Annotated in this window: 12 protein-coding genes and 1 pseudogene; 1 reads left to right on the top strand and 12 read right to left on the bottom strand. The window is 66.8% G+C overall.

The window, feature by feature from the left end; genetic code table 11:
• The 8 genes and pseudogenes from PDO_RS05980 to PDO_RS06015 form a co-directional block, all read right to left on the bottom strand.
• Nucleotides 1-727 (bottom strand): annotated as a pseudogene (locus PDO_RS05980) (baseplate multidomain protein megatron); the annotation flags it as partial.
• 3 nt (nucleotides 728-730) lie between these two features.
• A complete protein-coding gene (locus tag PDO_RS05985; RefSeq protein WP_007599201.1) occupies nucleotides 731-1306 on the bottom strand; it encodes a C40 family peptidase in 576 nt (191 codons plus the stop codon).
• Between the two features lie 155 nt (nucleotides 1307-1461).
• Complete coding sequence (locus tag PDO_RS05990; protein WP_007599203.1) at nucleotides 1462-2358, bottom strand: DUF2163 domain-containing protein; 897 nt, start codon at nucleotides 2356-2358, stop codon at nucleotides 1462-1464.
• Nucleotides 2355-2990 (bottom strand): DUF2460 domain-containing protein, encoded by a 636-nt coding sequence (locus PDO_RS05995; protein ID WP_037072766.1) that lies wholly within the window; start codon nucleotides 2988-2990, stop codon nucleotides 2355-2357. Before PDO_RS05995 ends, PDO_RS05990 begins: the two co-directional genes overlap by 4 nt.
• A 140-nt stretch (nucleotides 2991-3130) precedes the next feature.
• Nucleotides 3131-3703 carry a phage tail tape measure protein gene (locus PDO_RS06000; protein ID WP_458574641.1) on the bottom strand — a complete coding sequence of 191 codons (573 nt, stop codon included), beginning with the start codon at nucleotides 3701-3703 and terminating at the stop codon, nucleotides 3131-3133.
• A 501-nt stretch (nucleotides 3704-4204) separates the two neighbouring features.
• Nucleotides 4205-4420 carry a phage tail assembly chaperone gene (locus PDO_RS06005; protein WP_007599208.1) on the bottom strand — a complete coding sequence of 72 codons (216 nt, stop codon included), beginning with the start codon at nucleotides 4418-4420 and terminating at the stop codon, nucleotides 4205-4207.
• The gene (locus PDO_RS06010; protein WP_007599209.1) at nucleotides 4420-4791 is read right to left on the bottom strand and encodes a gene transfer agent family protein; all 372 of its coding nucleotides are present in this window, start codon (nucleotides 4789-4791) and stop codon (nucleotides 4420-4422) included. The genes PDO_RS06005 and PDO_RS06010 overlap by 1 nt, the downstream gene beginning before the upstream one ends.
• Before the next feature lie 7 nt (nucleotides 4792-4798).
• A complete protein-coding gene (locus PDO_RS06015; protein WP_007599210.1) occupies nucleotides 4799-5206 on the bottom strand; it encodes a phage major tail protein, TP901-1 family in 408 nt (135 codons plus the stop codon).
• Between the two features lie 226 nt (nucleotides 5207-5432).
• Here PDO_RS06015 and PDO_RS06020 point away from each other — a divergent pair, with 226 nt between their 5' ends.
• Nucleotides 5433-6629, top strand: coding sequence for an MFS transporter (locus PDO_RS06020; protein WP_007599211.1), 1197 nt, complete (start codon nucleotides 5433-5435; stop codon nucleotides 6627-6629).
• A 15-nt stretch (nucleotides 6630-6644) separates the two neighbouring features.
• Here PDO_RS06020 and PDO_RS06025 read toward each other — a convergent pair whose 3' ends face one another.
• From PDO_RS06025 to PDO_RS06035, 4 genes are read right to left on the bottom strand one after another with little or no spacing between them, the layout of a single operon-like run.
• On the bottom strand, nucleotides 6645-7067 hold the full coding sequence (locus PDO_RS06025; protein ID WP_007599213.1) for a DUF3168 domain-containing protein: 423 nt from the start codon (nucleotides 7065-7067) through the stop codon (nucleotides 6645-6647).
• Nucleotides 7048-7215 carry a hypothetical protein gene (locus PDO_RS28225; RefSeq protein ID WP_007599218.1) on the bottom strand — a complete coding sequence of 56 codons (168 nt, stop codon included), beginning with the start codon at nucleotides 7213-7215 and terminating at the stop codon, nucleotides 7048-7050. Before PDO_RS28225 ends, PDO_RS06025 begins: the two co-directional genes overlap by 20 nt.
• Nucleotides 7212-7559, bottom strand: a complete 348-nt coding sequence (locus PDO_RS06030) for a phage head closure protein (RefSeq protein WP_007599219.1) — start codon at nucleotides 7557-7559, stop codon at nucleotides 7212-7214. Before PDO_RS06030 ends, PDO_RS28225 begins: the two co-directional genes overlap by 4 nt.
• Before the next feature lie 2 nt (nucleotides 7560-7561).
• Nucleotides 7562-8131, bottom strand: coding sequence for a head-tail connector protein (locus tag PDO_RS06035; RefSeq protein WP_007599221.1), 570 nt, complete (start codon nucleotides 8129-8131; stop codon nucleotides 7562-7564).
• Between the last annotated feature and the right edge of the window lie 115 nt (nucleotides 8132-8246).

Below are 8246 nucleotides of genomic sequence, written 5' to 3' on the forward strand. Positions count from 1 at the left end.
CCGTCAGCGTGTTGCGGTTGAGAAAACGCTGCTCGCCCTCGCCCGGCTGCTCCGACACCTTGACCGTCGCATAGCCATGTTCGGTCGCGCCGGGGATGATTGTCACCGCGCGGACCCGCCGTTCCAGTTCGCCGACCGCGCGGATCACCTCGAATTGCAAAAGCGGGATGCGATTGCCGAAATCATCAAGCGGCAGCCGTTCGAAGACGACATAGGCCAGTCCGCGATAGGCCGGAACCTGGGTCTCGCCCTGCCGTGCCAGGATCAGCGGATCGGCCGGCTGGTCGGGCGTGCCGCGATATACACGCATCTCGATTGCGGTCAGGTCCAGTTCGCGGCCATCGGCCCAGACCCGCCGCACGCCGGCCACCTCGCCCTCACAGAGCGCCAGCGCCAGATTGGCAAAATAGCGATAGCTCTCGGTCCGCGTGCCGCTTGCCTTGCCGCCGGCCCGCTCGCTGACCGTCTCCTCCTCGAAGCGCGTTGCCCAGATCAGTGTGCCGCCGAGCCGCGCCGTGCCGTAAAGCCTGGGGATCGCCGTGCCCTCGCTGGCGCCGCTCAGCCGTGCTGCCGAGAGCCGCGCGCCGCTGACTGTCGTACCGCCCAGCAGGCTGCGGTCGATGGCGCTGCCGGCCAGGGCGCCGGCCGCCCGGCCAAGCACAGCACCAACCGGCCCGAAGACCGAGCCGAGTGCGGCCCCTGCCGCCTGCAATAAAACCGTCGCCATGGATCAGACCTCCGGAAACCGATAGAGCCCGGCAATCCTTCGCCGCCACGCCGGCACAAGCGTCGAGCGGGTCACCGCGGATTGTTCGTAGGCATGGATGAAGTGGTCGGGGACCGCCGCCGGATGACCCTGGACGCCCTCGTCCTCAGCACCCTCACCTGGGCCACTTTCGCCTGGGCAAAGTTCGCCTGTGTCACTCTCGTCTGTGCCACCTCGGTCTGGGCCACACTCGCCGACCGCCGTCGAAGGTCGATTCCGCGCCAGAATGCCGGCATGTTTGGCCGCACAACCGGGCCGGAACCGAAAGATCACCAGATCGCCGGGCAGGCTTTGCCGAAACGAGGCCACCGGCCGGAAATGCCGCGCCGCCGCCTCCAGCAGCCGCTCCTCGCCCGATCGCTCGGCCCAGTCCGCCGCATAGGCCGGCACAAGCTCCGGCTCGCGCCCATAGAGCCCGCGCCAGATCCCACGCACCAGCCCCAGGCAATCACAGCCGACACCGATCGCTGAGCCCTGATGCCGATAGGGCGTGCCAATCCATTGCTCGGCAATGCCCAGTACCCGCGCATTGATCGTCATCCGGATATCCTTGATGAAAGCTGTTCTGCAGTCAGAAAGGCCTCGCCAGCCCCAACGCCTTCCCTCTCCCCATCGAGGGAGAGGACACAATTTCAGCAGCTTAGCTTCAGCTAAGTGCTAGAAATTGTTGGTGAGGGGTAACTGCATACCGATCCTCATTCAAACAGCACCGACCCATCATGCGTGGTCTCGCCGCCGACATAGGAATAGGCAAAGTCGCTGCCCGGCATATGCGGAAAGCCCTGGAAATTCAGGCCATTGCCGAAGCGCTCCCGGCACATGGCAAAACTCTTGTCGCAGCCGACGCTGAGCGTCACCGGATCGCCGAGCGCCGGCTCCGCCTCCAGCGGCAGCCACAGCCGGATCGAAGCCGCGCCGCCGGCCATCGCGCCGCTTTCCTCCACCGCCACCGTCCGCCCGGCGAGCATGCCGGCGTCAAACCGCAGCCGCCCCAGCCGGAAATGCCCGGCCCCGAGATCCAGCAACCCGGCGATCACCAGCCGGTCCGGCGTTTCCACCGCCGCGACCAGACCCGCCAGCCGCCGCCCGGCAACCGCCATGTCGATCCGGCAGCGGCCGTCGCCAAGCTCGGCATCGCAGCGCCGGTTGTAGATCCGCCCCGTCGGTTGCTGCAGCTTGTGGGCAAAGCTCCTGAGTTCCGCCGAAAAAACCGGTCCCGCCCGACTGACCTCGCCGATTTCCTGGAGCGCCAGCAGCACATGCTGATCCTCTGGCGCCTGCCAGTTGACCAGGAAGAGTTCAACGCGGGCGCCGTCATAACACCCGGCAGCGAGATCCGCCTCGGTGATCGCCTCGCTGGAAAAGCCGCCCTCGACGCCGGCTGCCGGCGCCTGCAATCCGCTCGCCACCCGCGCCTCGGTCGCCGCAAAACCGCTCGCCGCCTCGAAGGTCGTGCCGACAAAATCCAGCGCATGGTCATGCTCGGTAAAGCCAAGGACCGCGCCGTCCTGCCGCGTCAACCGCCAGGCGCGGCACAGCGTCGTTTCGCCGGTGGCGATATGGGCCTTCAGGGCCTCGGGCAACTGTCTCATGGAGCGATCTCGATCAGCGGAATGGAGGGAATGCGACCGGCGCGAAAGGCTTCGAGATTGAGTTCGATGCGGTCGATGTCGAAACGCACCGGCACGTCGAATTCATAGCCGGCCCGGATCTCGACACCCTCTGCCGGCACATGGTCCGCGGCAAACTGCACGATGCCGGTTGCCGCATCGACGACAAAACCGCCTGCTGCCACCGACACTCCGCCGACCGCGATGCGGACCGTGCCGTCGATCGGCTTCGAGATCTCGCGCCGATGGCTTGCCGCCGCGTCGCCATAGGTCTTTGCCAGCGGGAACGCTGCCGTCTCGCCGTCGCCAATCCCGATCAACTGGTCGAGGCCGGTTGCCGGATCGCCCGGTGCGCTGGAGGAAAAATCGACCGGATCGCGAAAGCGGAAGCCGTGCAGGCTGCCGCCGCGCGCCTCGAAAAATTCGAGCACGGCATAGAGATCAGCCACCGACCGCACGCCCGACCCGGCATCATAACGTCGCCTTGCATCGCGCCAGCGCCGATTGCGTGCCTCGCGGCCGTTCGACAGGTTGACGATGTCGACCCTGCGTTCCGGCCCGCCGCTGACCGACAGCGACAGGCGCAGTGGAAAGCGCACCTCATGGAAGCTCATGGCTCTCTCCGATTGAAAAATCTCTGCCACACCAATGGCGTCAGCCGCGGTGTCGAAATCCGGCACTTCGGCCTTCAGGCAGACGCCGTGCGCCTGCATCAGCCGCGCCTTGCACCCGCCATGCCCTGCAACTGCCGCGGCTACAGATTGCGTCGCCCACGCCCGACCGAGCGCGCCAGCATGGCGGTGATCTGGCCTTCGCTGCGGGCAAAACTGGAAGCGTCGGTCGCCGTCACGTTGAAATGAATCTGGGTCGCGCCGCCGCCGTCCGATGCCACGCCGAGCGATCCGTCGGCCCCGCGTTTCAACGGCAGGATCGCCTCGGCGCCTGCCTCGCCCATCAGGCCGAAACCGCCCTCCATCGGAAAATAGCTCGGTGCAGAGACCACGCCACCCTCGGCAAACGGCGTGATGCGCCCCGGCACCCCGCCGGCGGCAAAGGCCGTGGTGGAGCCGGCGCTGCCGGAAAGCCCTGATGCCAGTCCCGAAGTCAGGCCAGAAGTCAGTCCGGAGGTGAGCGTCGACACAAGCCCGGAGGTCACCTGACCGAGCAGGTTTTCCAGCGGCTTCAGCCCGGCCGACAACGCAATGTCCGAGAGCCGCAGCCCGACCGTGCGCAGCGTCTCCTCCAGCCCCTTGCCACCCGTCGTCGCCGTCTTCAGCGCCCCGGTCCAGCGCCCGGCCAAAACTGGCCGAGCGGTTTTCGAGATCATCGAGCACGGCAAGCGCCGCCGATCCGTCAAGATCAAGTGAAACGGCAAGCCGGTCATCATCATCCGTCATCGGGTCTCTCCTGTCATGGTTTGCGCCCCGCGCAGCGCCGATAAAAGGCTGCGACGAATGCCGGATTTCCCACCTACCCCTTGAGGGGGGAGGTCGGCGCGAGGCGGCGGGCGGGGGTGATCGCGGTTGTGGTGCGCGCCGTTCTAACCGCCTTTCGGCTTTGTGCGTCTCGGATGAGCAGCCTTGGCATGTCGGGGCGTTGGCATGTAGGGGCGTTGGCGCGCTGGGAAGTCACCCCACCCCGGACCTTTGGTCCGACCCTCCCCATCAAGGGGAGGGTGGAGGCTGCGGCCGGTCTCTCTTTCCGTCGACGGCGGCGCTCCCACCTCCCCCTTGAGGGGGAGGTCGACGCGAAGCGGCGGGTGGGGGTGATCCCCCGTCGCGTCCGACAGCACTTCCTTCGCCCTCAAAAATAGCGTCCATCCACCGCCTCACCCGTCCGGAAATCGCTGCATCAACCCCGCCAGTATCGGCCGCGTCAGATAACCGCCGCCATGGCCGAGCAACCCGGTAACGGCTGCAAACTCGCGCATTGTCAGCGCCCAGAACACGCTTGGATCAAGCCGCAGGCGACCGAGCCCGACAGCCATCGCCATGTCCCACGGAAAGGGACGCGGCGCTGTTGCCGTCTCATCGCCTGCGGCCATCAAGGGGAGGCGTTTGCCCCCTGTGAGCCGGTACCGTCGCCATCCGCAAATGTGACCGCCAAAAGCTCCCCGACCAGTCTTGCCGCCCCCGCCAGCCCGCCCTCGACCGCCATCTCGGCTACATCCTCGTCGGACAGCCGGTTGCCGCCGCCGCGCAGGCCGCAGGCCAGGATGCGGATCAGGTCGGCGCTTTTCAGCCGATTGCCGGCAAAGCGTGCGCCAAGATCGGCCATGCTATCGGCGCCGAACGCGGTTTCCAGCTCGGCCAGCGCACCCAGCGTCAGGCACAGGATGCGCCGTTCACCGTCGATCACCGCCTCGACCTCGCCACGATGGCGATTGGCCCGGTTCACGGTCAAAGGTTCGCGCATCGCCGCCTCACTGCACGGCAAAGGAAACGGCGCCGGCCGATTCCAGCGCCAGTTCGAACGTCAGTTCGCCATCGTGATTGCCGGCATATTCCAGCGCCGTCACCTGGAACGGCGCCGTCACCGTGCCGAAATCGGGGATCACCACCTGCCAGTTGAGGATCGAACCGGCAAAGAAACTCGCCCTGACCAGAGCATCCGATGCCTGGTCCTTGAACAGCCCGGCACCGGTCAGCGACGCCCGCCGGACACCCGCACCCGCCAGCAATTCGCGCCAGCGCCCGGCGCTCTCGGCATCGGTCACATCGACCGACTGCGCATTGAATGTCAGCCTGCGCGCCCGCAGTCCCGCCACCGTCACGAAACCCGCCCCCTCGTCGATCTTGAGCAGCAGGTCCTTGCCCTTCTGTGCCACCATGTCCGTGATCCCTTTGTTTGCCTAATTGTCAAAATTTCTGGCTGGTTTGCCGGCGACTTGCCCTCGACCGCTACAGCTCGTCCGCGGCCCTGGTCGTTGCGGCTCCGACCAGCCGGGCAGGCACCTGAGAGCTGCCACAAAAACCAGATTTGCCCCTATCCCCGCCCAGCCTTTGCCCCTACAACCGCGCCATCCTTCCGGTTGCATTCCCCCATTCTGAGTCGTCATGAACATTGCCCGCACCGCCCTGATTGCCGCCCTGTCTGCCAGCCAGATCATCGGCTGGGGCACCAGTTACGACATGCCCGGCGTACTCGGCCGCAAGATCGCTGCCGATCTCGGCATGGCCAATGAAGCGGCCTTTGCCGGCCTGACGGTGATGATGCTGGTCATGGCAGCGCTCGGGCCGATGACAGGCCGGATGATCGCCAGGCATGGCGCCGCGCGCACGCTGGCCCTCGGCTCGATCCTGATGGCCTTCGGCCTGTTTACGCTCGCGGCCGCACAGGGCCTCGTTCTCTACGGCCTCGGCTGGCTTCTGCTCGGTCTCGGCGGCAGCCTCGGTCTCTCCGTGCCGGCCTTTGCCGCCGTCGTCGAACGCGAAGGCCGCAGCGCCAAGCGCACGATCGGCATCCTGATGATCTTCACCGGCCTGTCGTCGGCGATCTGCTGGCCGCTGCTGGCGCTCGCCGAACAGGCGCTCGGCTGGCGCGGCGCGCTGGTCGCATCCGGTCTCGCGCAACTGATCCTCTGCCTGCCGATCCATCTCGCCATCGGCCGGATCGCGATCGAGCGCTCCGATGCCGAGCGTGCCGCCGACAGCATCGAGCCTTTGGCGCTCAGCCGGCGCATGGGCATCGCCGCCTTCCTGCTGATCGCGCTGTCGACCTCGCTGGTCAGCCTGATCACCTTCGGCCTGTCGCCGTCACTCTTGCATATCCTCGAACTGTCCGGCGCCACGCCGCAACTGGCGCTCGAACTCGGCTCGCTGCGCGCCGTGTTCGGTATTTCCGCCCGCGCCGTCGATGTGATCTTCGGCGCACGATCGACACCCTTGATCACCGGCATGGTCGGCACCGGCCTGCTGGTCATCGCCACCCTGTCGCTGATCTTTTCAACCGGCGATACGACCGGGCTCTTCATCTTTACAGCCCTCTATGGCTTCGGCTCCGGCGTCTCGACCATTGCCCGCGCACTTTTGCCGCTGAGCTTCTTCTCCGCCAGCCGCTTCGCCGCGCAATCGGCCAGGCTCGCCCTGCCGCAAAACCTCGCCAACGCTTTGGCCCCGGTGCTAATGACCGCAATCATCGACCGCTCCGGCGTCGACGCCGGGCTCTATCTGTGCGTCGCCTTTTCCGTCATCGCCTTTGCCGCCGTCGCAGCGCTTGCCGTGATCGCACGGCGGGCCACATCAACGGCGTGAAATCCCCCGCGCCCGCTACTCCACCACCGCCCGCATCGTCACATTCGCCACGAACAGCCCGGTCTTCGCCTCCCGCCGGCTCACCGTCCGGCGATGGACCATGTTGACCAGCCGCAGGCTCGCCAGTGCTGGTTCCATTCCTGGGGCCAGCGCCGGGTCCAGCCCTTGCGCCACCCGCCGCACATTCTCCGCCAAATCTTCCGCCTCGCGTCGTCCGCGTTCGCTCCAGGCCTCCAGCTTCAGGATGATCTCGAAGCCGGTCTCGGTCCCCGTCGACCAGTCCCGCGCCTCGACCGTGCCGATGCTGAGGGCCGGGAAACGCGTCGCGCGCAGCCGCCGGTCGGAAAATCCGTCCGCACCGATCCACGCGGCGAGCGCCGCATCGGCCATCACCGCCGCCTGCAGGGCGGCCAGCAGTTCATTGACCGGCGCGCTCATCGTCGACCTCCGTCCCGTTTGAAATTCTGCCCTGCTTTTGGCCATTCACAGGCGATAAGCGCGCTTCATCCCGGCGCTCCAGCCGCGCCCGCAATGCCTGCCGCAGCAGACGCGCCAGAGCCGATCCCGTTTCCTCCAGCGCCGTCATCCGACATCCTCCCGGCAGCGGGCCAGCGCATAGCGACCGGTCTCGTCGGGATCGCACAATGCTGCGATGACAAACAGCCGCATGCCCTTGCGAAACCGCTGGCCGGGGGCAAGATCCGCCCTTGCCCGCAGCGTCACGTGATGGGTCACGCTCGCTGCCACGCCCGCCGCCCGCTCCTCCTCGGCAAAGCGCAGCGGCTCGATCAGCGCCCAGACGCGGGCGAGTTCGACAAAACCGATCTCCGCCCCGCCCTGGCCATCGCCGACAGGGTCCGGCCGCTCCAGCACAAGCCGCGCCGTCAGCCGGCCGGGATCGAGATCCAGCATCGCCGCCAATCGTGCCATGATCAGAGCCTCCGCCGGCAATAGGGCGCAATCAGCCTATCATAGCCCGGCGGCACCACCGCCGGCTGGGCATCGGCCGGCACCACGCCGCGAAAGGCAAACATCGCCGCGACATGCAGCAGCATGGCCCGCTTCAACGTGTCGGGCACCTCGGCGCCGGTCGCGCCAAGACCCGTCTCGAAATCCACCTCGATGCCGTTCAGCGCCTGGCCCGGCTGCGGCACATCCCGCAACCAGAGCCGCGCCGGCCGCGCTTCACCATCGAGCAGATGCCCGTCGAGCACCACCGCCTGCGGTGTGCCCTCACCATCATAGACAATCACCGACGTCACCGTTCGCACCGGCCCATGCGCCAGCGTCAGGATGCCGTCGTCCGGCCAGCGGTCGAGGCACATGCGCCAGCCTTGCGTGATCAGCGACAGTCCCGTCTCGCGCTCCAGATGCTCGCGCGCCGTAGCGATCAGACCGAGCAGCAGCGCGTCTTCATCCTCGGTATCAAGCCGCAGATGCGCCCGCGTCTCGACCAGCGTCAGCGGCTCCACCGCAGGCAGCGCCGTCCGGATATAGGTCATCGGATTTTTCCTGTTGTCTGGATTGGGAAGATTGGGAACTGCGCCAGCGCCGCAGCCCGCTTCTCCCCTTGCGGGAGAAGAAGCAAAATTGAGTGCTTAGCCAAAGGCTAAACCT

Source organism: Rhizobium sp. PDO1-076, from assembly GCF_000247475.1.
Classification (GTDB): domain Bacteria; phylum Pseudomonadota; class Alphaproteobacteria; order Rhizobiales; family Rhizobiaceae; genus Allorhizobium.

Excerpts from the sequence above, each read along its gene's own strand:
- PDO_RS05985 (WP_007599201.1), bottom strand. The coding sequence starts at position 1,306 with ATGACGATCAATGCGCGGGTACTGGGCATTGCCGAGCAATGGATTGGC.
- PDO_RS05990 (WP_007599203.1), bottom strand. The coding sequence starts at position 2,358 with ATGAGACAGTTGCCCGAGGCCCTGAAGGCCCATATCGCCACCGGCGAA.
- PDO_RS05995 (WP_037072766.1), bottom strand. The coding sequence starts at position 2,990 with ATGAGCTTCCATGAGGTGCGCTTTCCACTGCGCCTGTCGCTGTCGGTC.
- PDO_RS06000 (WP_458574641.1), bottom strand. The coding sequence starts at position 3,703 with ATGATCTCGAAAACCGCTCGGCCAGTTTTGGCCGGGCGCTGGACCGGG.
- PDO_RS06005 (WP_007599208.1), bottom strand. The coding sequence starts at position 4,420 with ATGGCCGCAGGCGATGAGACGGCAACAGCGCCGCGTCCCTTTCCGTGG.
- PDO_RS06010 (WP_007599209.1), bottom strand. The coding sequence starts at position 4,791 with ATGCGCGAACCTTTGACCGTGAACCGGGCCAATCGCCATCGTGGCGAG.
- PDO_RS06015 (WP_007599210.1), bottom strand. The coding sequence starts at position 5,206 with ATGGTGGCACAGAAGGGCAAGGACCTGCTGCTCAAGATCGACGAGGGG.
- PDO_RS06020 (WP_007599211.1), top strand. The coding sequence starts at position 5,433 with ATGAACATTGCCCGCACCGCCCTGATTGCCGCCCTGTCTGCCAGCCAG.
- PDO_RS06025 (WP_007599213.1), bottom strand. The coding sequence starts at position 7,067 with ATGAGCGCGCCGGTCAATGAACTGCTGGCCGCCCTGCAGGCGGCGGTG.
- PDO_RS28225 (WP_007599218.1), bottom strand. The coding sequence starts at position 7,215 with ATGACGGCGCTGGAGGAAACGGGATCGGCTCTGGCGCGTCTGCTGCGG.
- PDO_RS06030 (WP_007599219.1), bottom strand. The coding sequence starts at position 7,559 with ATGGCACGATTGGCGGCGATGCTGGATCTCGATCCCGGCCGGCTGACG.
- PDO_RS06035 (WP_007599221.1), bottom strand. The coding sequence starts at position 8,131 with ATGACCTATATCCGGACGGCGCTGCCTGCGGTGGAGCCGCTGACGCTG.